This is a genomic window from Propioniciclava sp. LT432 (genome assembly GCF_059515965.1).
Genome location: NZ_JCAKNE010000032.1, coordinates 26,039 through 49,386, shown reverse-complemented (window position 1 = coordinate 49,386; position 23,348 = coordinate 26,039). Strand labels below are relative to the sequence as shown.

16 protein-coding genes are annotated in these 23,348 nt (G+C 65.8%); 11 read left to right on the top strand and 5 right to left on the bottom strand.

Features of this window, described 5'->3' with window-relative positions; translation table 11 throughout:
* Positions 1-1,359 (bottom strand): IS1380 family transposase (locus AC5YDV_RS16610; protein WP_496184895.1); only part of this gene is annotated, 1,359 nt, incomplete at its 3' end.
* 296 nt (positions 1,360-1,655) lie between these two features.
* Here AC5YDV_RS16610 and AC5YDV_RS16605 point away from each other — a divergent pair.
* The 4 genes from AC5YDV_RS16605 to AC5YDV_RS16590 all read left to right on the top strand — a co-directional run bounded on the left by AC5YDV_RS16605 (position 1,656) and on the right by AC5YDV_RS16590 (position 7,697).
* Positions 1,656-3,029, top strand: a complete 1,374-nt coding sequence (locus AC5YDV_RS16605; protein WP_496184612.1) for a hypothetical protein — start codon at positions 1,656-1,658, stop codon at positions 3,027-3,029.
* A 550-nt stretch (positions 3,030-3,579) separates the two neighbouring features.
* On the top strand, positions 3,580-5,088 hold the full coding sequence (locus tag AC5YDV_RS16600; RefSeq protein WP_496184613.1) for an SCO6880 family protein: 1,509 nt from the start codon (positions 3,580-3,582) through the stop codon (positions 5,086-5,088).
* Entirely contained in the window at positions 5,085-6,593 is a 1,509-nt protein-coding gene (locus AC5YDV_RS16595) for a putative type IV secretion/conjugal transfer ATPase (protein ID WP_496184614.1), read from the top strand. Before AC5YDV_RS16600 ends, AC5YDV_RS16595 begins: the two co-directional genes overlap by 4 nt.
* A gap of 33 nt (positions 6,594-6,626) precedes the next feature.
* Entirely contained in the window at positions 6,627-7,697 is a 1,071-nt protein-coding gene (locus tag AC5YDV_RS16590) for a C40 family peptidase (RefSeq protein WP_496184615.1), read from the top strand.
* Between the two features lie 117 nt (positions 7,698-7,814).
* Here the strand turns inward: AC5YDV_RS16590 and AC5YDV_RS16585 are convergent, their stop codons facing one another.
* Genes AC5YDV_RS16585 through AC5YDV_RS16575 form a run of 3 tightly spaced genes read right to left on the bottom strand, consistent with a single transcriptional unit; the run spans position 7,815 to position 10,712 of the window.
* Complete coding sequence (locus AC5YDV_RS16585) at positions 7,815-8,894, bottom strand: DNA cytosine methyltransferase (RefSeq protein ID WP_496184616.1); 1,080 nt, start codon at positions 8,892-8,894, stop codon at positions 7,815-7,817.
* Positions 8,891-9,640: an MAE_28990/MAE_18760 family HEPN-like nuclease gene (locus AC5YDV_RS16580; protein ID WP_496184617.1), complete on the bottom strand. Its 750-nt coding sequence runs from the start codon at positions 9,638-9,640 to the stop codon at positions 8,891-8,893. Before AC5YDV_RS16580 ends, AC5YDV_RS16585 begins: the two co-directional genes overlap by 4 nt.
* On the bottom strand, positions 9,627-10,712 hold the full coding sequence (locus AC5YDV_RS16575; RefSeq protein WP_496184618.1) for a DUF262 domain-containing protein: 1,086 nt from the start codon (positions 10,710-10,712) through the stop codon (positions 9,627-9,629). Before AC5YDV_RS16575 ends, AC5YDV_RS16580 begins: the two co-directional genes overlap by 14 nt.
* A gap of 291 nt (positions 10,713-11,003) precedes the next feature.
* Here AC5YDV_RS16575 and AC5YDV_RS16570 point away from each other — a divergent pair, with 291 nt between their 5' ends.
* From AC5YDV_RS16570 to AC5YDV_RS16560, 3 genes are read left to right on the top strand one after another with little or no spacing between them, the layout of a single operon-like run.
* Positions 11,004-11,462: a hypothetical protein gene (locus AC5YDV_RS16570; RefSeq protein ID WP_496184619.1), complete on the top strand. Its 459-nt coding sequence runs from the start codon at positions 11,004-11,006 to the stop codon at positions 11,460-11,462.
* The gene (locus AC5YDV_RS16565; RefSeq protein WP_496184620.1) at positions 11,459-12,925 is read left to right on the top strand and encodes a type IV secretory system conjugative DNA transfer family protein; all 1,467 of its coding nucleotides are present in this window, start codon (positions 11,459-11,461) and stop codon (positions 12,923-12,925) included. Before AC5YDV_RS16570 ends, AC5YDV_RS16565 begins: the two co-directional genes overlap by 4 nt.
* The gene (locus AC5YDV_RS16560; protein ID WP_496184621.1) at positions 12,915-13,562 is read left to right on the top strand and encodes a hypothetical protein; all 648 of its coding nucleotides are present in this window, start codon (positions 12,915-12,917) and stop codon (positions 13,560-13,562) included. The genes AC5YDV_RS16565 and AC5YDV_RS16560 overlap by 11 nt, the downstream gene beginning before the upstream one ends.
* Positions 13,563-13,740: 178 nt before the next feature.
* On the opposite strand, the gene AC5YDV_RS16555 is transcribed toward AC5YDV_RS16560, so the two are convergent.
* Positions 13,741-14,892: a DNA cytosine methyltransferase gene (locus AC5YDV_RS16555; protein WP_496184622.1), complete on the bottom strand. Its 1,152-nt coding sequence runs from the start codon at positions 14,890-14,892 to the stop codon at positions 13,741-13,743.
* A 120-nt stretch (positions 14,893-15,012) separates the two neighbouring features.
* Here AC5YDV_RS16555 and AC5YDV_RS16550 point away from each other — a divergent pair, with 120 nt between their 5' ends.
* The 4 genes from AC5YDV_RS16550 to AC5YDV_RS16535 all read left to right on the top strand — a co-directional run bounded on the left by AC5YDV_RS16550 (position 15,013) and on the right by AC5YDV_RS16535 (position 23,348).
* Positions 15,013-15,453, top strand: coding sequence for a very short patch repair endonuclease (locus AC5YDV_RS16550; protein ID WP_496192532.1), 441 nt, complete (start codon positions 15,013-15,015; stop codon positions 15,451-15,453).
* 145 nt (positions 15,454-15,598) lie between these two features.
* Positions 15,599-18,439 carry a DUF1156 domain-containing protein gene (locus AC5YDV_RS16545; protein ID WP_496184624.1) on the top strand — a complete coding sequence of 947 codons (2,841 nt, stop codon included), beginning with the start codon at positions 15,599-15,601 and terminating at the stop codon, positions 18,437-18,439.
* A complete protein-coding gene (locus tag AC5YDV_RS16540; RefSeq protein ID WP_496184625.1) occupies positions 18,439-21,834 on the top strand; it encodes a DUF499 family protein in 3,396 nt (1,131 codons plus the stop codon). The genes AC5YDV_RS16545 and AC5YDV_RS16540 overlap by 1 nt, the downstream gene beginning before the upstream one ends.
* Complete coding sequence (locus tag AC5YDV_RS16535; RefSeq protein ID WP_496184626.1) at positions 21,834-23,348, top strand: ATP-binding protein; 1,515 nt, start codon at positions 21,834-21,836, stop codon at positions 23,346-23,348. Before AC5YDV_RS16540 ends, AC5YDV_RS16535 begins: the two co-directional genes overlap by 1 nt.

Sequence of the window (23,348 nt, the reverse complement as noted above, 5' to 3'; positions counted from 1 at the left end):
TGGTGGTGGGATCGCGGCGATCCGGGCGAACGCGGCCACGAGGTGCTCGACCCAGGGCCAGGTCTTGGGTAGGCGCAGTCGTCGCCGTCGGGCGCCGTAGACGAGCCGGGCCGGGACGTGCAGCAGCCGATACCTGAGTGCTTTCGGTTCGGCCTTGGCGAGGTCACCGTCGAGGGCCAGCATTTTGAGCCAGGCGACCAGGTCGGCGGCGATCATGGTCAGGAGTAGCCAGGTCTGGTTGATGCTGAACTCGCGTGACGGGAACCGGCCCAGGCCGGAGTCTTTGGCGTGTCGGATCCGGTCCTCGACCCGGGCATGCGCCCGGTGACGGGCCTCGAGAAACTGCAACTGCCCCTCGGCGGTGTTGGTGGCGAACGCTTGGTAGCGCCAGCCGTCGTGGGCTTCGAACAGCGACAGTTGAGCCCCGGGGTGGGGGCGTTCGCGGCGCAGGATCACCCGCATCCCGGCCGGCCACCGGGTCAGGTCCAGCAGGCCGGTGACCTCGGCGACGTCCCCGCCGTCTCGGACCTCACCCTCAGCGGTGAGCGCCGGGGACCACAACCCGGCCGGCAACTGCGAGATGGCGTGGCGGATGTTCTCCCCGATCGTGAACCCGACGCTGTAATGCAGCGTCCTGCCTCTGACTTGGCCTTGCGCATGGAGCCAGTCCAGCAGCAGGTGCGAGGCTCCGGCCCCGTCGCAGCGGATCAACAGATGGCGGCGATACGGCATCGGGATCTGGGTGATCGCCTCGCCCAAGACCTGAATGTGATCGACGGCGGTGTTCGATCCTGCCCGACCTGTCCGCAGCGCGGCGGCGAGGAACTCGCCCGTGTTGTCGCACCACACGCCGATCGGGTGATACCCGAAGGTTCGTTTGAACGTCGGCGACGCGAGTTCCTTCTCCGAGTGGGTCACCACGATCGTGGCATCGACATCCAACACCACCGTGCTGCCGAGATCGGTCCCGGCGACCCGAGACGCCGGAACCCCACCAGCCGCTGTCCGCTGGGCCCAGACGTGGCGCCGGACACGGGCCCGGGCCGTGGCGATCTTCCTCCGCCTGGCGTCGGTGACCTCGTCCAACGCCCGCCACACCGTCGGAGCAGACGCGACCGGCCCCAGGACCTGGGATTGGTGCCGCAGCACATCGATGTCGGAGATCGCTTCCCCGCCGTCGGCGAGCAGCACCGCCACATCGGTCAGCACCTGGCCACGGTCGTGCACCGAGGGGACGAACGAACGCCGGGCCATCGCCGTCGATAGGGCGCCGGTCAGGCCGGTGTTCTCGGCCAGCATCCTGAGCCCGATGCTGCCGGCGTGGGCGATCACCGCGCCACCATCGCCGGTCACGGACATACCGGTGGACCACGAAGTACGCTTCACCTACGGAGTGCCTTCCGCTTCAGGGGTCTTGAACAGTCGCAAGTCCAAGTATCCCGTAGCCAGAAGGCACTCCGGCCTATCTACCGCACGCGTCGCTCACTCCGCCATGAACGATCGAGGCTAAGGCGGCACACGCACTTCTCATCCAGTCCGCTCGGCGGGACGAACAACGGCTCCGCGACTATGCCAGCGTCTACGTTAGGGTCACGTCAGGGGATACGGACGCTCAGCTTCTGCAGCTCCGGGAACTTATGGATGCTGGAGTCTTCGTGCTCACGAGCGGGCCCGACGCGCCGCGCACAAAGACACGCGACTCAGACCCTGTTGCTCAATACACCCTCACCTACAGGAAATTGCTGGGACTTGCCAGTGCCATAGGCCTTTCGCAGCGCGACCGCTTCGAGCTCTCAGGAGACACGCTCGTCGAGTGGCTCAACCATCCCGAAGATTCCGGCGACCTTCTGATGCGCAACCTTGCCGCCGATCAGGCGGAGTTTGAAGAAGATCTGATCGAGGGGATCGGAGGCCACCCAGACCTTCGGTCCGGCCCTTTGGCACCTGCCGACGGAATTGATGCTTTGCCAGTGCCAACCTTGTTCGACGATCTCGAAGACGAAGTACCCAAGGCGGATGAGCTCTCTGAGGCAGAGGCGGACCGACCCGCCCTGCTCTCGGCCATCCCGTTCCCTGCTATAGAGGAATTGGGCTTACAGCAGCTTGGGTTCTTGAAGCCACACACACTGATCACGGCACGGGGGTTCGAGGAGCGAACCTTGGTTTCGACTCAACGCCTACTCGATGCGTTTACACCTGAGCAGACGCTCATGGTAACTTATCCCTTGGATGGCTGGGGACCTAAGGTCTCAGAACTTCTGAGTGCTTCGGGTACTCGTATCGCCTCATTGGGCAATGATGACGCGTTTAGACTACTGCCGGCCCCAAGGGATGGGGTGGGGGTCGTAGATACAACTGGACTGTCGAAGACGTGGATCTATCGAGCTATTCGCGAGCTCCTCAACCGCGATGGTCGGGTTCTGGTTCTGTACACCGAAGCTGAGCGTTATTACCCTCTGAATGAGGATGTCGCTGCACGGTTAGCGGGCGCCGCGGATGATGATTACTCGCGACTTCAGGCGTGCCAGGACATTTTGACCGGCGAGCAGCAGCCTTACCACTTCGTGGCACTCCACCCCAACGAGGTGGATGACGGCCGGAGGCGAGTTCTGCTCGCGTCTGGGGCTGCCAAGCATGAGCGGCTGTTCTCGCTACTCGAGGAGCGGGACTACGATCACGTCGAGATCCTTGTGCCTTCGGGTGATACCCCCCGTTCGCAGCTGGCTCGGTTGGCGGCTCATGTCGCGGCACGGGACTTCCACTCGTGCCGGATTCACCAGATTGCGGGCGGTATTCCAAATGAGGTCCTGTCTGCTGCAAAGGATTGCTTCGAGGAGTTCTACGCATTGGCGAACTCGAATTTCGAGGTGGGGTTGACCGGCTCCAAGCTCGACGCCGTCGCCTTTGCGGCGGCCAGCACCGCACTGAAGTTCTCTCAGGTGTGGTATGTCAAGCCCGATGGTTACGACATCGACCGTTTCACGACTGGCGTAGGGGTGACACGGCTGTTCCTGATCGAGCAGCTCTGACGAGATCGGGTATCGGGGCGGTGTGACCAGTGTGGGCGTTCGTCAAATCGATGTGCGGCCCCATCGGGTTGGCTGGTGCCCCGATTCTGAAGAGCTGGAGTTGCGACGGGGAACTGCACTTGCCCATTCCCTTGCGGGGCTTCCATGGGTGTGTATTCGGTTCTGTTCTGATCTGAAGAGCGGTGATGGCCGGGTTCCCGACCCCCTTGAGATGCGTGGGATCTCGACTCCTCCATCGACTTGCAGGGCAGCAACCGCCATGCCATCCCCCTGTCGCGCTTATCGAGATCGCCACGGAAGCGCAGACGTTCGAAACTGCGCTCCAGGTGCTTACGCGACTCCGTATGACTGTCCGCGAGGCCTTCCTGCCTCCCGTTATGCAGGTGCGTGACCACGAGGCTCACCGCGACTCCATAGGAGGCAGGCATGGAGGACTGGACCCGACCCACCTCGGACTTCGATGAGGCACGCGCTGCGGTGCCAGCGCATTTGAATTGGCTCGTGCCACCGTCGGTTGCCCGGTTCACATTCTCAGTGACTGGGTGACGCCATGGCAGCGGTGTACGACGACTACGGTCCGGACCGGGTCGGCTTCTTCTTCGGGTTGACCGGCCCCCGGCTGGCGGCCTTGACCCTCGCGGTCATCCCCGTGTTCGTGGCCGCCAACCAGCAACGCTGGATGCTCGCGGCCGAACTCGCCGCGCTCGCTGCCGTGGTGACGGTGCTGGTCGTCGTCCCCGTCCGCGGCCGGTCGGCCACGGGCTGGCTACTCGCCAGCCTCAGCTTCGCCGTCGGGAAGGCGTTCGGCTGGACGTCGTGGCGCAGCAAGGCCGCCACCGGGAAGGCGGAGGCCCTCGAGAACGCGGACCTCCCCGGGGTGATGACCGGCATCGAGGTCCACGACGGCTCTCCGAAGGGTCCGGCGCAGACCCGCTACGCGATCATCCAGGACCACGGCCTGCGCACCTGGGCGATGACCGCCGCGATCCGCCACCCCGGTGTCGGCATGGCCGAGGGCGAACGCCGCGACCAGTACGGACGCGGCCTGACCGAACTACTCGACGTGGCCGCCAGAGCGTCCCTGATCAGCGACGTGGTGTTCCTGGTTCGCACCGTCCCCGATGACGGCGCCGAACGGCAGCAGTGGATCGCGGCGCATCGGCGTCCCGACGGCCCCGAACTGGCCCGGCGGATGAACGACGAACTCGCCACCGCTTTGACCCGCGCCGCGGTGCGCACCGAGGCTTTCGTCACGTTCGTGGTCCCAGAGGCGCGGATCGCGAAGCAGGCCCGCGAGTTCGGCGGCGGTCTGGAGGGACGCACCCGCGTCCTGTACGCCCTGGCTGACGAGATCGCCGCGATGCTGCGCGGCGGCATGGGCATGACCGACGTGACCTGGCTCACCTCGCCCCAGTTGGCGCTCGCGGTCCGCACCGGCTTCGCCCCCGCCGACCGCGCCGGGATCATCGATGCCCTCGCCGCCCACCAGACCGACCCTGCCGTGTGCACCGAAGTGCCGTGGGCGATGGCCGGCCCCTCCGGCGCCGACACGACGATGCGGCACTACTCCCACGACGCCTGGAACTCGATCAGCTCCACCATCAAGCTCCCCGACCGGGGCGCCTGCCTGGGCGCCCTGGCTCCGGTGCTGACCCCCAGCGAACCGGGAGAGCGGCGCAGCTACACGGTGGTGTTCCCGATCCTGCCGTTCAGCCGCGCCGACCGACAGACCGCCTCCGGCGAATGGGCCGCCGACATGGGCGAAGGCCTCCGCGGCCGGCTCCAGATCCGGCAACGCTCACGCGACCGCGCCAACGTCACCCGCGCCCACCGCCTCGACGCGAAACTCGCCTCCGGCCACGCCCTCACCCGCCCCTACGCCGTCGCGTGCGTCACCGTCGCCAAGACCATGCGAGTCGCCGAGTTCGGACGCCGCCTCGACGCTTCCATCCGGCGCGCCGGCTTCGCACCTCTGCGCCTCGACCTCGCCCAGGACGCGGGCTTCGCCGCCGCCACCCTGCCCCTCGGCCTCGGACTCACAAGGAAGGCCGACGAATGAGGACGCCGCCCCGCGGGCGCTCCACCGCCCAACTTCTGGCCGACTTCGGACACGACCTGCCCACCAAACCCGAACCCGAACGTCCCGGCAAGGAGCCCTACCTGTTCCATCCGTCGCCGCGCCGCGGCCTGCGGCGTCCGGGTCGAGGTTGGAACCCCGCGCGGACGCCCGTCGCCCAGTACCGGATGACCAGCGACCAGGCAGCGGCGTGGTGGCCGTTCATCGCGAACCCGCCCCTGCCGCCCACCGGCGCTCAGATCGGCATCGACGAACTCTCCGGGGGCAGCTTCTACGCCGACCCGCTCGGCTGGGTGCTCGACGACACCGTCCCCGTGACCAACCCCAACGTGATCACCTTCGGCAAGCCAGGCGGCGGCAAGTCCACCAACACCAAGAACTTCGCCACCCTGATGATGGACTTCGGCTACAAGGTGTTCGTCCTCGGCGACCCGAAGGACGAGTACGAACCGCTGTGCCGCGCGTTCGGCGTCCAGCCCTTCGCTGTCGGACCGGGCATGAGCGCCCGGATCAACCCCCTCGATTTCGGTCCGCTCGGCGACGGATGGGACACCCTCGACCGGGTTGAAGCCCAACGGCGCGCCGGGATCATCTTCCGACGCTGGCTCACCCTGATCCGCGGGCTGGTCGGCTCCCAGTTCGTGGGCGAGCAGCGCGTCCCGTTCGGGCCCACCGACGCCCGCGTCGTAGAGTCCGCCCTCGCCCAGCTGACCGGCTACATCGACGGGCAGCACACCCTGCGCGTGACCACCATCCCCGCCCTGTGGCAGCTGCTCGCCAACCCCACCGAGCAGTTGGTAACCGAGTGCCGGTATGCGTCGACCCGGCAGTTCCTCGACGAGACCCGCCTGCTGCGCGACGCCCTCGGCCAACTGGTCACCGGGGCACTGGCCGGCCTGTTCGACGCTCCTACCACCATCGCCGTGGACTGGACGGCGCCGATCCAGTCGTTCTCGCTGTCGCGCCTCGAACCCCTGGGTGACGAGGCGATGGGCATCGCGTTGACCTGCCTGTCCTCGTGGGGACGCGCCATGCGCGAGATCAAGGCCCCCGGGGATCTGCGCATCAACATCCGCGACGAGATGTGGAAACAGATGCGACTCGGCCTCGAAGCCGTTAAGAGCCTGGACGCCGACATGCGCTTCTCGCGCCGTGACGGCGAGATCCAGTTCGTCGTCGGCCACAAGCCCGGCGACATGCTCACCGTCGGCGAATCCACCTCGGCCGCGACCGCGATCGCCAAGGAACTGCTGAACCTGGCCGACCTGAAGATCCTCCACGGCCAGGACCCCAGCGTCGCCCGCGAGCTCGCCGATCTCCTCGAACTCGGCCCCATCGCCGAACACTTGATGGCCGACTGGGCCACCCAACGCAAGGGCCGCGCCCTGTGGTGCGTGGGCAAGCAGATCTACAAGGTACAGACCGTGCTGCACCCCGCGGCCGCCGCGTTCACGTATACCAACCAGGCCATCGACGGCGCACGCTAGAAGTTCGCCAGGGATGACCGAAACGAGCTCACGATGAAGACTCTTGCTTGGGCCCTCGCACTCTCGCTCGCGGCCCTGCTCACCATCCCGCTCGCGTTGGTGCTGTTCATCACCACGCTCGCCAACCCGGCTGTCGCGGCCGGCAGCTGCACCCCGCCGGCGTCCGCGGCGAGTCTGCCGCAGCCCGGGAGCCCTCGTCAGGCGAGCCTTCACAACCCGCCGACCGAGATCCCCGCCGCCGTGCTGGCGCTGTACGAGGCGGCGGCGACCCGGTACGGGGTGCCATGGACGCTGCTCGCGGGTGTCGGGATGGAAGAGACCAACCACGGCCGCAACAACACTACGTCCAGCGCCGGCGCTCGCGGACTCATGCAGTTCATGCCGGCGACGTTCGCCGCCTACGGGGTCGATGGCAACGGCGACGGACGGGCAGTGATCACGGACGATGCGGACAGTGTCCACTCCGCGGCCAACTACTTGGTCGCCTCGGGTGCGCTGTTAGGTTCCGAGGGCGTCCGGAAGGCGCTGTTCGCCTACAACCATGCGCTCTGGTACGTCAACGACGTCCTCTACTACGCGGCCGCCTACAGCGGTGGCGACGTCGCCGAGAACTCGTGCGTCACCGACGACACAGCCACCACGGGCACGCCCTTGACCGGGACCGGTCCGGCGACGGACGCCGTCAACGCCGCCCTCCGCTGGATCGGAAGCCGCTACAGCTGGGGCGGCGGTACCCCCAGCGGACCCTCGACCGGGATCTGCTGCTCACCCGGCGGCCAAGACGGACGCGTCGTCACCGGGTTCGACTGCTCGGGACTCGTCTTGTACGCGTACGCCCAGATCGGCGTCCGTCTGCCGCACCTTGCCCACGACATCACCTACAACTCCGGCGGCCAAGTGATCCCGCGGGACTTCGCCCAGATGAGGGCGGGCGACGTGATCGGCTTCTCCCACAGCCCCGGAGGCCGCGTGTTCCACGTCGGCATCTACATGGGTGATGGACGCATGGTGAACTCCGACGGCAGCGGCGTATCCATCGATAGCCTCACCACCGGGTACTACGGTCGCCTCTCCTGGCGCGTGGTCCGCTTCGTCGACTCGTAGGCCGCTGTCAAGGCTCTTCTCGATCTCTCGCCTTGGTTGGTTATCCGCTCCAAGGGGGTCCCGGTCCGCGACACGGGCTGCGCGAAGATTAGTGGGGCTCCAAAAGAGAGCCGGGTTCTATCCGGCGTCAGCCTGTACTTTGGGCCGCCCGAAGCGGGAAGCGTGCGCTACAACCGTCCGCCCAACGACCTCTGCCAAACGCACTGGCACGGCATTGCCTATCAGCCTCCCCAGCACGCTGAATCGCACTGGCTCACCTGGTCGCACGAACTCGTACTTCGGCGGGAACGTCTGCAGAATCGCGGCTTCGCGCAACGAGATCGCCCGATCCTGCTCCGGATGTCCGAATCGTCCATTTCCGTAGCCGAAGCACTGGGTTGTGATTGTTGGGCTCGCCTGGTCCCAGGCCATCCGCCCATAGACGCTCGGATATGTCGCGCCAGTGCTCCTTCTATGACAGGCTGCCTGAAGCTCGCCAGGCCAATCGCGCCATGTGCCACCCGGCTTCGAGTGACGTATACGTGCAAGGTTTGTCCTGCTTAAGCGTGACGCGGTGTGCAGCGGATCCTCAGGGTCCGATTCCCCGGCTTCAATGTGGGGGAGACCACCAATCGCTTCGCGCACCGTCTTGACTGTCTGCTCATCCTGCTTAAGGACGAGGCCATCCGCGCCTAGTTTCGAGGCAATGAGGACCAGTCGTTTCCGGGTCTGCGGGATCCCCACGCGAACTGCCTGGACGACCGACCACTCGACCGCGTATCCTTCCAGGCTTTCCAGGAACTTCTCAAAAACGGGATGATCGAGCAGTTGGGGCACGTTCTCCATCGTCACGAGGTCCGGTTGGACTTGGCTAACCAGATTCCCAAACGCCTCAACCAATTGCCAGTCGTCAACGCGCTTCTTGCTTCGACCAGACCTGCTGTAGGTCGAAAACGGCTGACAGGGCGCGCAGCCAGCGATCATGCGAATGTCCCCGCCGCCAATCAACTCCTCTACGTCCGACGAGGATAATTCGCCGACATCGCCCTCAATGAATCGAGCTTTGTTGTTTGCCTCATAAGGATACTTGCACGCCGGGTCGATATCGATCCCCGCGACGACCTCGATCCCGGCCTGGGCGAGGCCGTGCGTAAGCCCACCGACACCACAGAACAGGTCGATTGCGCGGATGGACGGTCGGTTCTCAGCCTCCCTCACGAAGCGATCACCTCAACTTTTCCCGCGTCCGTCTTGGCGATCTCCATTTCGATGAAGTCCACGAAACAGTCGACGGCCTCCTTCAAGTAGTCACCGATTGCCTTCGCAAGCCCCCTGAGCTCGACCACAGTCACGCCGTCGCTACAGTCGACGAAGGACAACGAGCCGTGGGCGAGGCCGTTGCGACGGTTCTTGACGAGCTTGAGCGCGCCCATCTCGTCACGCACGTGACGCTTCGCCGCCTGAAAGACGTCGGGGGTGAGGGTTAGGCCGCAGCCGACTCGCTCACAGATCTTCTCGATGGAGGAGTCATCCCAATTGCCGCCTCCACCGGGATCGATCTGGAACCCCTTGACAGGCATTTGCTGCAACAATTGGTCACACAAATCGAGAGCTGCTTGTAGACGCTTGTCTGGCCCCAGATCGCTGTGGGTTCGTGCGATGGCTCGTACCCATTCCGTACGGAGTCCGACGCTTAGCTCGCTTGGACGACGCTCAGCTGTCTCCACCGCCGCAACTACCGCTTCGAGGCATCGAAGCACCGTGGCCTCCACCAGGTTGTAGAGCTGTAGATAGAGACTCGAGTTCAGGATCTTCTTCTGCTCGGTCGTGATCGGGGCGTTCGTTCCGCGTAGCCGCGGAGTCCCGTCGCGTGCCGCATCCTCGACGTTCTGCAGGAAGACCAGATACGCCGTGATTTCCGCGTACCTCTCCTCAAAGAATGGAGCAAGATCAGTCGTCGCCATGCGCTACCAGCTTGTTCTTGACGAAGTCGATGCGTCCGCGCAAACGGCCAATCGCATTCGCGCCGTCGGAGCCTGTGATCTTCTGGAACTCGGGAAGCCCGATCCAGGAAGCAACGTCTAGCTCATCCGCAGAGCGGTCAACGAGGTCGGGCTGTTCCATCAGGGCGCGGTCAACGCCAATGGCAATTGACTCGAACCTCGTCCGCGGGGTTGCGGTGCTTTTCTCTGTTTTGCGGAATCCGAATGGGAAGTTCTTTGAGACGAAGTCCAAGACGGTTGTGAACCGGCGACGGTAGGCGTCCGCCAGTTGAGGATCGAGGGCAAACTCCGCATTCATCTTCTTTGAATAGGCGAAGAGGAAGTCGGACGGCCGGTCTCGATAGTCCTCCAATCCGTCGGCGTAGGCGAAGAGGCGGGTGACAAGCTCTTCGTATCCGCGCTCCTTCTTGGCTTTAGCGGGCATAGGGGCAAGTTTAGTCAAGAGCGGAGTGTCGGCAAGTTCGGTGACCATGTCGAGAAATGGGCCCGCGAGGGCTCCTCTACGAATCTCGGCGTTGTTGGCGATCTTGCTTCCGGTGTTGATGCGTTCGAACATGTCGAGTCGAGCCGCTTCGTCAGCGTGCTCATTCAGGACGATGCCTCGAACCGATCGGTTCTTGAGTTTGCGTTGCCTTGACTCGGGAAGGTCCTCGAAGCAGAAGCCCGACAGATGAGTCAGAGGGTCAAGTTCCCCAAGCCGGAATCCTTTGTAGATGAACTCTTCCAGCGTGCGGAGCCTCTGCGACCCGTCCACGATTTCCAGTCGACCATCCGGCATCTCCCAGAAGAAGATGAAAGGAATCGGCAGGCCCATAAGCAAGGACTCGATGAATCGCGACTTGCGGCGATCCTCCCAGGTGAACTCCCGCTGATAGGCAGGAACAACGTACTCGCCGTCGCGAACCTTCTGCGCGAGCAGCTCAACGGAATACTCAGTCAGGAAGAAATCGATTCGTTTGGACTGCTCAACGATCTGTGCTTCGGCGAGTTCGATCTGCTCTGCAGTCGGACGTTCACTAGAACGCGCCACCATCGCACACCTCCTCCGTGCCGCTGCGTCACCTCCGATAGGTAGGCCAAACCATAGGCTACCGGGAGTTGCCCACGTCATCGAGGCGACAGGCTGGCGATGATCTCGTTCGCCTGACACAGTGGCTCGGGCCACTGGCAGACTCATTGCGGGCTGTCTCCTGCCTGTCCACCTCCCGCGCGCCGGGCTCCCGCCGGACTCCTCGTGCGCGCGCAGCAGGGGCCGCCGCTGCCCCGGAACGTGTCCACGAACGCATCCACCCAGGCGCTATGGAGGGTGTCCGAAGGAGCCGTCATGCAGCGGGAGCGCGTGGAAGACCAGTACCCATGGACGTGGGAGATCCCTTTGGCCGTCGTCTGCGCGATCGTCGTTCTTGGGGTCGCCGTCTGCCAGGCGGGCCGGTCGTCCGCCAACTGGTTCGCCGGCGCCGGGTGGCGATGGCCCGCCGCGGGCGATCTCGTCACGAGTCTCCCCGGCTTGTTGGCAGGTGACGCCGCTGCCGGGCTGTCCGGCGTCCACCCCGTGGCCAGCCCGGGGGTCCTGTGGGCATGGCTCGGCCTGACGGGCCTCCTCACGACCACGTTGCTCACCGTGACGGGTGTGTGGGCCTGGCATCGGTGGGGGCCGGCACGGATGCGCGGCATGGCGACGGTTGCCGAAGCGCACGAACTTCTCGGGGAGGACCGGCTGTGGAAGGTGCGACATGTCGTGCGACCCGACCTCTATCCAGCGCGGAGAGGCGTGACACGATGACGGCTACCCCAGCCATCGACGGTGGCCGTCGCGGCCGGCCGAGTCGGTTCGACCCAGCACAAGTGGGCTGGCGGATCGGCGTCGGCCACCAGCCGAGGTCGGGTGCGCTGTGGTGCCCGTGGGACCGGACCGCCGGCGTCATCGGCCCGCAGGGGTCCGGCAAGACGCTGGACCTGCTGACGCCCGCCCTCATCAACGCCCCCGGCGCTGCCCTCGTCACCCTCACCAAGCCCGACGACCTGCTCCTGTCCCTCCCCGAACGCTCTAAGGACGGACGCCCGTGCGTCGTTCTCGACCCGTTCGGGCTCGTCCCGGGCCTGCCGGAACTCGTGTGGGACCCGATCGCCGGGTGTGTCGACCGCATGGTGTCCGAGCGACGTGCGAAGGCGTTCACGGCGGGGACCATCCACGGGGCGAGCCACGGATCGGGGGACGCTGCGGCTCGGTTCTACGCCGCCGAGGCCGCGAAGGTGCTGATGGCGTTCTTCCACGCTGCAGCTCTCACCGGCAAGACCCTCGATGACCTCTTGGGGTGGGTCGCCAAGCCGTTGTCGACCTCCCAGCCGGAGGAGATCCTGCGGCGACACCCCCACTCCGATCCCTTGTGGGCGGGTCTCCTGCAAGGTGCGCTGCGCGGTGACGAGCGCACCAGCGCCAACACGATCACCACGGTTCAGCAAGCCATGTCGCTCTTCTTCCAGGACGACATCCGGCGCCGCTGTGTGCCGTCAGTGCGGCGTCCGGCCACGAACATCGCTGACATCATCCGTGAGCGTGGGACCGTCTACTTGCTCGGTCGTGAGGATCCGTACGCATCGGCGTCCCCGTTGATGACCGCCGTGGCCGAACATGTCCTGGACACAGCTCTCCAGCAGGCCCATGCCAGCAGCCACGGACGCCTATGCCCACCGATGCTAGCCTGCCTGGACGAGTTGCCGTCGACCGCGCCGCTTCCGACGCTGCGGACACGGATGGCGAACGAGCGTGCGCTCGGGTTGTCGTTCATCTACGCGGCCCAGACATTCCGGCAGTTGGCGGCGATCTTCGGCGAGCAGGAAGCGCGAGCTCTCGTGGGACTCACCAACGTGCTGGTGTGGTTCGGAGGCTCGAAGGACGTGTCCTTCAACCAGGAGGTCTCGGACTTGGTGGGTCGCGTCCGCGTGCCCCGTTCGTCATGGCAGATGGGCGGCGGAAGGGGACGCACGATCCACTCCGAGGAGATCCCGATTCTGCGTCCCGAGGAGCTCCGGCAGCTGCCCGACAAGCAGGCACTCGTCATCGCCGAGAACGCCAGACCGATCATCGCCCGTCTGCACCGGTGCATCGAGGGACGCGACGGCCAACGACTCCTCGCCCAGCAGCGAGCGCTTCGCGAGCAACTCGCCGCGGGACACGCCGGCGTCCGGGACGTGGAGGCGCGGACCGCCGCCGCCCTGGTGGAAGCGCAACGCCATGGCTGGTGACCCGACGAGTTCGCCCGGGCCGCTGGTGCTGGGCTTTCCAGCGCCAGGCAGCCGCGTCCAGAAGGCCTATCACGATCTGTGGGAGGCCCAGAACGGCAGCGAGGAACGGAAGAGGAAGCTGGGTAACCCGGCCAACCTGCCGCGTCCGTGGGATCCGACGACCTGTCTGGAGCGGGGGCTGCGGTGGGAGCTGTGGCTGTGGCTCGATCAGGTCGTGGAGTGGATCAACTCGGAGTACGTGTGGGAGGCGTCGGGAGGGGCGTGCATCCCCGACTGCTGGCCGCTGCACCCGCACTTGGTCCACGAGCTGGCTGTGGTGGCCGACCAGCGCCGACGGGCGGGCCACGCGCCGAACTCCGACCTCCTCGAGAACTGGCACCGCTACGTCTTGCCTGGCTTCATCGACCGGATGCGGCAACGCCTCAAGCAATCCTGTGACGACGACCACCAGCCGTGGCCCGCCCGGAGTTGGCAGAGCAGGCACACCAGCGAAGCGGCGTGCGGGCGACGCCAGGCAGCGTTCGAGACGGATCTGCTGGCACTCCTGCGTGATGACGACGTAGATCCCGCCCATCGCCAGTTCACTCTCCTCGACGGCGGTGACGTGATCGACCCCGACACAGGCGAGGTCCTGTAGAGGCGGCGACGAGTTGCTGACGTTCGCGACGCTTTCCTCTAGGCCGCGCTCATCGCAGCCGGAGGCCAAGCGTGGGGTGAGCTCGGTCGCTGCGTCGTGACCGAAGATTGACGTGAAGACCGGAGGCCCACCCCGGGACCGCTTGGAGCATGCCTCCTAAGACAAGATCTGAGGCCGATCAGGCAGCCCGCGACGCCTCGGATCCTTCCGGAGCTTCAAGGTTGCCGCTGAACGCCTTCTGGAGTTGACGACCGATGGCCTGTCCGAGCGGGATCGGCACGGCGTTCCCGATCTGCCGAGCGATCTCTTCACGCGTGCCGACCCACTGGTAGTTCTCGGGGAATCCCTGGATCAGGGCCGCCTCGTAGTGAGTGATGGCTCGGTCCTCTGTGGGGTGCAGGTAGCGACCCTTCTCGGGCTTGAAGAACTCGGTGCGGATGGTCACCGACGGCTTGTCGAGATGTAGGCGTCCCATCACGTCGGCCGTCCCGGTTCGGTGCTTGCGCCAACAGGGGGCGAGCAACTCGTCCGGCAGGTCGAAGCGGTTTCCCTTCTCGGGAATCGAAGCGAATCTCTTGAGAGACAGGTCCGTGTAGAAGCGTCCAAAGTGCAGCTCACGCGTCGCGAACGCGCCCGGACGGTCCGCGTCGCCGTACGTGACCGTGCCCTCCGGGAGGCCGACGCGGTCAACGGTGTTCGGGATGTCCGGGAAGATCTCGTCGAGCGTGCGGTGCCGGTGTTCGTGCGTCTTCGTCGGCAGGCCGGGAGCAGGAAGGTCCTTGTGGTGCCCAATGACGATGACGCGCTTTCGTGCTTGCACAGCGCCATAGTCAGCGGCGTTGAGGATGTCGACCTCGATCTTGTAGTCCGCGAGCATCCCGGACTCGAGCTCGTCCTGGAACACATCCCACTGCGGAGAGGTGAGGAACGCGGGCACGTTCTCGAGGACGAAGTAGTGAGGCGTCGACCTCTTGACCGCCTCGGCGTACCGGCGCCACAGGAAGTTGCGATCGTCGTCCACATTCTGCTTGCCGAGGGTGGAAAACCCTTGACACGGCGGGCCCCCGACGACGAGATCCACCTCGACCGGCTCGACCTCGTGAAGCCAGTCCTGGATGCTCCCCGCGTACACCGATCCGCCGACCACCCGACCGTCTTCGACGCGCCCGCCATGGTTGAGTGTATAGGTGGCGGCGGCGGACTGATCGAACTCGACCGCACAGACCGCGTCGACTTCCAGGCCTGGGGCGAGGCTCAGACCTGTGGTCAGGCCACCGGCGCCGGCGAACAAGTCAAGGGTACGAATCGCCCGATCAAGTGCCTGGGGCATCAGCGTGCCCGGCATGATAGCGAGGTGGGCGACATACAACCTGAGGGTAGCCAACCCAGTCCGCCTACCACCAACGCCACGCCGAGCGCCGGCGCCACGCCGATCGGACCGCTAGTCGGTGTGCTGCCCACCACCTCCGCCCGGATGGCACGGCAGCACAGGCGGGACACCGAGCCCGAGCTGCTCCTGCGCCGCGAGCTCCACAGCCTCGGGCTCAGGTACCGGGTGGACCACCCCCTCCCTGGGATGCCGCGGCGACGGGCGGACGTCCTGTTCACGCGAGCGAAGGTCGCCGTGTTCGTCGACGGCTGCTTCTGGCACGGGTGCCCGGAACACAAGACGTCACCCGCGAACAACGCCGCGTGGTGGACGACGAAACTCGCGCGCAACGTCGAGCGGGATCGTGAGACCGATGCTCATCTGGTCGCCATGGGATGGACAGTCCTCAGGGTCTGGGAGCACGAGGACATGCAACAGGCGGCCAGGCGCATTGGTGAAATCCTCCGATCCGAGCTGGCCCAACTCTCGGACGCCGAGACAAGCGCACTTCCGCCCAAGTAGATCGCTACGCTCCGCGGCGGCTCCCGGTAGGTGGCATGGTGGCGCGGGTCTTGCCGGCGATAGGCGTTCCCGTCGCCGGGCCTCAAGGTCCCTGACGGTCCTGACCACTAGCATCGGATCAACCCATCCACTTGGAGTGACATCAATGACGACGACGCCCGACGCCCCGATCCGTAGGAAGCTGATCGAGGTGTCGATCCCGTTGGAGGACATCAACGCGGAATCCGCGCGGGAGAAGTCCATCCGACACGGTCACCCCTCGACGCTGCACCTGTGGTGGGCGCGCCGGCCACTGGCTGCCGCGCGGGCCGTGCTTTTCGCACAGCTCGTGGACGACCCGTCCTCGAATCCCGGGCTGACAGAAGAACAGCAGAGGGCCGAGCGCGAGCGCTTGCACGGGGTCATTCGACGCCTGGTGAAGTGGGAGAACATCAACGATGAGTCCCTCCTGCGCGAAGCGAACCAAGAGATCCTCAAGTCCACCGGCGGCAACCCGCCCACGATCCTTGACCCCTTCGCCGGCGGCGGCACGATCCCACTCGAAGCCCAGCGGCTCGGTCTGAAGGCTTACGCATCGGACCTCAACCCCGTGGCCGTTTTGATCAACAAGGCGCTGATCGAGATCCCGCCGAAGTTCGCGGGGCGGCCGCCCGTGTTCCCAGGCTCCGCCGAGACCCAGCTTGGCGCGTGGCCACGCACCACCGGACTTGCCGAGGACGTGCGGCGATACGGCGCGTGGATGTGCGAGCAGGCCAAAGACCGGATTGGACACCTCTACCCCGATGCAGCGGTCGTCGACGACAAGACCGGCAGAGAATCGTCAGCAACAACGCTCGCGTGGATCTGGGCTCGGACTGTTACCTGCCCCAACCCGGCCTGCGGGATCGAGATGCCGTTAGTGCGTTCATGGTGGCTCGGCAAAAAGAAGAGCAAGGAGTCGTACGTCGTTCCCAAGGTCGTCGACGACGCCAACGCACGCGGCGGACGCCGAATCGTATTTGCGATCGGACATGAAATGTCCAGGGCTCCTGCCAAAGGCACGGACGGGTCGGTCGCCGGCGGTACCGCAACATGTATCGCATGCGGGTCGGCGACCCCGGCGAGTTACCTCCGAGGTCAGGCGCAGGCCGTGGGCCTCGGTGTCCAACTGCTTGCAGTTGTCGCAGAGGGGAACCGGCGCCGGATCTACCTGGCACCGAACGCTATCCACGAGCGGGCGTCCCTGGTGGATCGCCCGAGCCGAACTCCTGACCAACTCGTCCCGACACCGAACCACGACGTTGACCGACTGCCGATGTATGGGATGCCACGCTGGTCCGACGCGTTCACGAATCGTCAGTTGGTGGCGTTGACGACATTCAGCGACCTTGTGGGCGAGACACGCGAAAAGGTCCGGAGTGACGCGATCGCCACGGGGCTCCAGACAGGTGCTCGCCTCGCCGACGGCGGTACGAGCGCGGACGCATACGCTGACGCGGTTGCGACCTACCTCGCCCTTGGGATTGACCGCGTCACCGATCGCCACTCGTCAATCACCACATGGGATGCCAGCCCGTCGAAGGAACAAGTGCGAGGCGTGTTCGCTCGGCAAGCCATCCCTATGGCCTGGGACTTTGCCGAGGGGAACTTCTTTGCATCGACCAGCGGCGGGATTCGGGACAGCTTCGACATCCTGGCGAGAGCTGTAGGACTGCTGCCCACTGGGGTTGGTGGATCAGCCGTCCAGGCGGACGCTGCGACGCGCGACTACGAGGGGGTCGTCGTGTCGACCGATCCGCCGTACTACGACAACATCGGCTACTCCGACCTCTCCGACTATTTCTACGTCTGGCTTCGTCGCTCCCTGAGGGACGTCCATCCGGCGCTGTTTGCGTCCATGCTCGTGCCTAAGGCCGAAGAACTTGTCGCGAACCCACACCGTCACGGAGGGCGGGCCGGTGCCGAGAAGTTCTTTGAGGCGGGCTTCGAGCATGTGTTTGCTCAAGCCCGCAAGGGGGCCTCGGAGGATTTCCCGATCACGGTCTTCTACGCGTTCAAGCAGTCCGAGCTCGAGCAAGAAGGAATCAGCAGCACCGGGTGGGCCACGATACTCGAAGGGATGATCCGCGAGGGATGGGCGATCACGGCGACGTGGCCAGTGCGCACCGAAATGAGCAACCGGATGATCGCATCCGGGACCAACGCCCTCGCCTCGTCGATCCTCCTCGTCCTTCGCCCTCGGCATGTGACCGCGGGGCAGACCACCCGCCGCGGGTTCATCGCTGCACTCGGGCGCGAACTACCAGCCGCGCTGGAACGGATGCGTGAGGGTGCCATTGCTCCCGTGGACCTAGCGCAGGCGACGATCGGTCCGGGCATGGCGGTGTTCTCCGGCTTCCAACGGGTGGTCGAGAACGACGGTTCCGACATGTCGGTCAAGACGGCCCTCGCGCTGATCAACCAAATGCTCGACGAGGTGCTGGCCGAGCAGGAGGGTGACCTCGACTCGGACACCCGGTTCTGCCTGAAGTGGTATGAACAGTACGGCTGGGCGAAGGCTCCATATGGTGAGGCCGACGTCCTGGCACGCGCGTACAACACGTCGGTGCGGGGTCTCGCGGACGCCGGCGTGCTCACGCAGGGCGAGGGTGTGGTCCAGCTAGTACGTCCGCAAGAATTGCCGGCGTCGTGGAACCCAGTCACCGACCACCGCATCTCGGTCTGGGAGGTCACCCTGCAGTTGGCAAGGGTCTTGTCCGCCGAGGACGGTGGGCTCCATTCGGCCGGGAGACTGATGGCCGCGGCAGGCTCTCGCGCGGAAGTTGATGTCGAATCCGTACAGCGGCTGGCGTACCGCCTGTACGAGATGACGCAGAAGTCGCGCCCTGACGACGCGCGGTTGTTCAACCTGCTCGGTGGTTCGTGGTCGGATCTGACCGAGGCCGCCGGTCGCGTGCGACTAGGGGCGGCCGTCCAAGGTAGTTTCGACTTCGGGGGGGATGACTGATGGCGACCAGCAACATCGAGGCGGTGCGAACTGCGCTGCAGTCGCTGTCGGAAGTGCTCGACCCGTACATCGAGGGGGTCACCGCGAAGCTCGTGCCCGCGGGTCAGGACTGGACGGTCCTCTTGGCGGCCAAGGATGCCGAGAGGGGCATCCGCGGCAAGGAGTACTCCCGCACCGATCCGCAGGACCAGTTCCGCATCATCACCGAGCCGATCGGCTCGCTCGGCTACATCTTCAACGACCACCTGTCCCGTGGTGAGCAAGGATTCGTCGGAGAGTTGCGCAACGTACGCAACGACGTCGCACACTTCAAGCCCTTCCCTCCGGATGACGCCGTCCGTGCTCTGGACACCATCGAGCGGGTCATGCGCGCGATCGGCGCAGTCCGCGAGGCCGACGCCGTCCGCACATCGCGGCAGGACATCCTCCGGGGGAACTTCGAGCAGCAGACTCGAAAAGCAGTGCGAGCAGCCACTGCGCTGCCCGGCACGGCGGACGCCGAGCTGCCAGCGTGGCGCGAGGTGCTCAAGCCGCATCCGGACGTGGCTTCGGGTCGGTACAGCAATGCCGAGTTCGCGGCAGATCTCTATTCGGTGGCAGTGCAGGGGAACGCGGCCAAGGAATACCAGGATCCGGTCGAGTTCTTCCGTCGCACGTACCTCACCGACGGTCTCAAGGAGTTGCTGCGACGTGCCGTCGACCGGATCTCCGGCACGGGGTCCGCCAACCCGGTGATCAACCTGCAGACCACGTTCGGCGGCGGCAAGACCCACTCGATGCTCGCGGTGTGGCACTTGTTCTCGGGTCGGCCGCTGCACGAGTTCCCGCAGAGCGTGCAGGACCTGCTGGCCGGCGAGCACGCCGACGTCCTGGGCCGATCGGTGCGCAAGGCCGCACTCGTGGGCAACGAGATCCCGCCGTCGACGCCGTCCCGCAAGCCGGACGGCACCGTGGTGCACACGCTGTGGGGCGAGCTGGCCTGGCAGCTCGGCGGTCCGGAGGGGTACGCGATCGTCGCCGACGCCGACCGCACCGGCACCAACCCCGGCAACCTGATGCGCGAGCTGTTCACGAAGTTCGGCCCGGCCGTCGTCCTGATCGACGAGTGGGTCGCCTATGCCCGCCAGCTCCCCGACGCGCCGGACCCCAAGCGACCCGTGCCTGGCGGGCTGTTCGAGACACAGTTCACGTTCGCCCAGTCCCTGACCCTGGCCGCGGAGAATGTGCCCGGAACCCTGGTGCTGGTGTCGGTTCCGGCCAGTGAGGGCCGGCCCGTGAAGACCGACGAGGACGATCAGGAGCGCGAGGCCGCGAAAGCCAGTGATCTGGAGGTTGGTGGACAGCGTGGCCGAGACGCCCTGCACCGCCTGGACTACGTCATCCGCCGCGTCGCCTATCAATGGAGCCCGGCGACGCGGGCCGAGTCCTACGAGATCGTGCGCCAGCGTCTGTTCGAGGAGCCAGACGCGAAGGCGATCGCGACCATCGCCACGGCGGCACGGCGATTCACCGAGTACTACCGCATGCACCCGAGGGAGTTTCCCACGGGTGTCGGGCAGTCCGAGTACGAGTCGCGGATCAAGGCGGCCTACCCGATCCATCCCGAGCTGCTGGATCGGCTCTACTCCGACTGGTCCACCCTCGAGAAGTTCCAGCGCACGCGTGGCGTGCTGCGTCTGATGAGTCACGTGGTTCACCAGCTCTACGAGCGCCACGACCCGTCGCCGCTGATCATGGCCGGTTCGATCCCGCTGGACGCTCAGCCTGTGCGCAGCGAGATCGTGCAGTACCTCGACAACGCCTGGGACGCGATCATCCAGTCCGAGATCGACGGAGAGAACTCGGTCGCCCGCACCGTGGACCAGGAAAGGCCCGCGTTGGGCGATCGCGCGCTCGCTCTCCGGACGGCCCGCGCAATCTTCGCCGAGGCCACACCCACGCTCGAAGCAGCACTCAAGGGCAAGGACCGCAAGAGCATCACGCTCGGGATGGCCATGCCGGGGGACGTTCTGGGCAACATCGGTTCGGCACTCGACGGACTTCAAGAGAAGTCCTCCCACTACTACTCCGAGGACGGGCGGTTCTGGTACGACACCCAGCCGTCCCTGAACCGACTCGCCGCCGAACGCGCAGCTCAGTTGTCGCTCGATGCGGTGCATGGCGAGGTCGCGGTTCGACTCAAGCGCGTGTTCAAGGGCTCGACGGACGTCATCGCGGACGTCGTGCACCCCGAGACGTCCTCCGACGTGGACGAGGCCGACTACCTTCGCTTGGTGGTCGTGCCACCTCAGTTCGTCCACAACGGCAAGGACAAGGACTCCAGCGCGTCGAAGTGGGTCCACGATCTGCTCCGGCAGCGCGGCAATGCCCCGCGCTCGAACGTCAACACCATCGTCGCAGTGGCCGCCGACGAGAAGCAGTGGGGCACGTTGGAGTCCGCAGTGCGCTCGTACCTTGCCTGGAGTTCGATCTTCGACGAGACGACGCGACTCGACCTGACGCAGTCGGCTGCAGCGCAGGCCCAGACCATGCTCGAGTCGGCGAACCGCACGGTCGACGATCGCCTCGCGCACACATGGATTTGGGGCCTGCACGCTGTGCAGGACGACCCGCAAGCTCCCTTCGTCGTCGGGCAGGTCCGCGCCGACGGACAGGAGAAGAACCTCACCAAGCGCATCGGGGCGAAGCTCGCCTCGTCCGACATCGCGCACTCGTACGTCGCCGATCGGGTCGTCCGACTCGACGTGGAGGAGTTCCTGCGCGCGCGGTGGACGCGAGGATTCATCGGTTTCACGGAGCTGTGGGCCTACTACACGCGCTATCCCTACCTTCACCGACTGCGGGACAAGTCGGTGCTCATCCGGGCTTTGGAGGAATCGCTCTTCGACGTGGCGTTCCTCGACACTGGCTTCGCCCTCGCGACAGGCTTCGACTCCCTCACCGGCGACTTCCTCGGACTGGCAGTTCCGTTGGAGGACACCGAGTTCGGGCCCTTCGACGACAAGACGCTCGTGGTGCGCCCCGACCTTGCGGTCGCCCAGCGCAGGAGAGAGCATGACGAGAGAGTAGAGCCGCCAGTAACGAGCGAGACGCCCGGCCCTGACCCCACTCTGCCACCGGTCATGCCCCCAGGGCCGGCTCCGCGCAAGGTGGTGGCCAACGCAACCTTCACCCTGAGGCACGTGGTCGACCCCTCCCGGGACATGTCAGATGACCTCCAGACGATCGCCCAGGAGATCCTCGTCCTCTTGCGCGGCGCAGAACCGGACGTGCTGGACATCACCCTGACCGTGGAGGCGCAGAAGGCCGACGGCTTCGACGACAACACGGTGCGGGCCGTCAAACAGAACTCCCAGGAGCTCGGGGTGGCCAACAGCCGATTCGGAGACCTGTAGTGGGTGCTGACCCCGCACCTCAGCCGATCGCGTCCAGGGTCGTTCCTCCCGACCCGTCGATCACGTCGGCCATCGGGCGCCACCACACGCTGGAGTCCGCCGTCGCCGACCTCGTGGACAACAGCATCGACTTCGGCGCGTCGCACGTGCTGGTGCGGTTCCTGATGGAGGGGGCACGGCCTGTCGGACTGCAAGTCATCGACGATGCCTCGGGCATGGACTCCGCCGGAATCGACGACGCGATGACCTACGCCAAGAGACGGCAGTATCAGGGCCGCGACCTCGGGCATTTCGGCATCGGCCTCAAGGCAGCATCGTTGAGCCAGGCCAGAACCCTGCTGGTGTGGTCCAAGCGGTACGGCTCACCCCCCGTGGGTCGCCGACTGCGCCGAGAGACCATCGACACCGGTCCCGTCGTGGAGGAGTTCTCCAGCGCAGACGCGGCCGCTCACCTTGCCAAGGCCCACGTCGACTTCCCCATGGAGACCGGGACCATCGTCGAATGGCAGGACGTTCAGACGTTCTTGACGTCGTCCAGCGAGACCGAGCAGACCGCGTGGGTCCAGCGGACAACCCAGAAGCTGGTCGATCACCTCGGGCTCGTGCTTCACCGCATCCTGGAGCGGGGTCAGTTGTCGCTGAGGATCGAGAACTACGACGTCTGGCTGGACTACCCCGGCGCCGCACGGACCGTCACGGCGATCGATCCTTTCGGGTACCGAGGCCTCGCACGCCCGGGGTTCCCCAAGGACCTCCCCGTCGCAACCGGTGACGCCGCGGGGACTGCCCGCCTCCACGTGTGGCCGCCCCGGGACCGAGGTCCGGGTTTCGTGCAGGGCGGCCGATCGGAGGTCGAGTCCCAAGGGCTGTACATCTACCGCAACGACCGGCTCCTGCAGGCGGGCGGGTGGAACGGACTGGCATCCCCGAGCGTCGACCTCGCGTTCGCCCGCGTCGAGCTCGACCTCACGGTCGAGCTGGAGAACCACGTCACCATCAACCCGGAAAAGGTCGGCACCACCTTCGACGACGAGCTGCGCAGCGCACTCGTTCACGCCCGCAGCGCCGACGGCACGACACTCGCCACCTACCGCGAGCACGTCAAGCAAGCGACGAAGATCTCCAGACAGCGGTCGGCCACCCCGATCGAGGCGCCGCTTCCCGGCGACGGCCTCCCCGGCATCGTGAAGGATGCGTTCGGCGAACACACCGAGCCGAACGACGTCTTCCCGATCGACGTCAAGTGGCGTGTCCTGCCCGAGCCGCAGGTCTACAGGATCGACGTCGACGACCACTGCCTCGTCCTCAATGCGAAGTACCGTGAGTCCGTCGTCGGGCACCGGAGCCTGGACATCGACGACGCCCCTCTCGTCAAGAGCCTGCTGTTGCTACTGCTCGAAGACCACTTCGTGGGTACCGGCAGCGGCGCGAAGAAGAAGCGGGAGGACGCCGCTTGGCAGGCCATCCTCCTGGCCGCGATCAAGGCGCAATCAGCGCGTCCCCAAGGAGAGTGA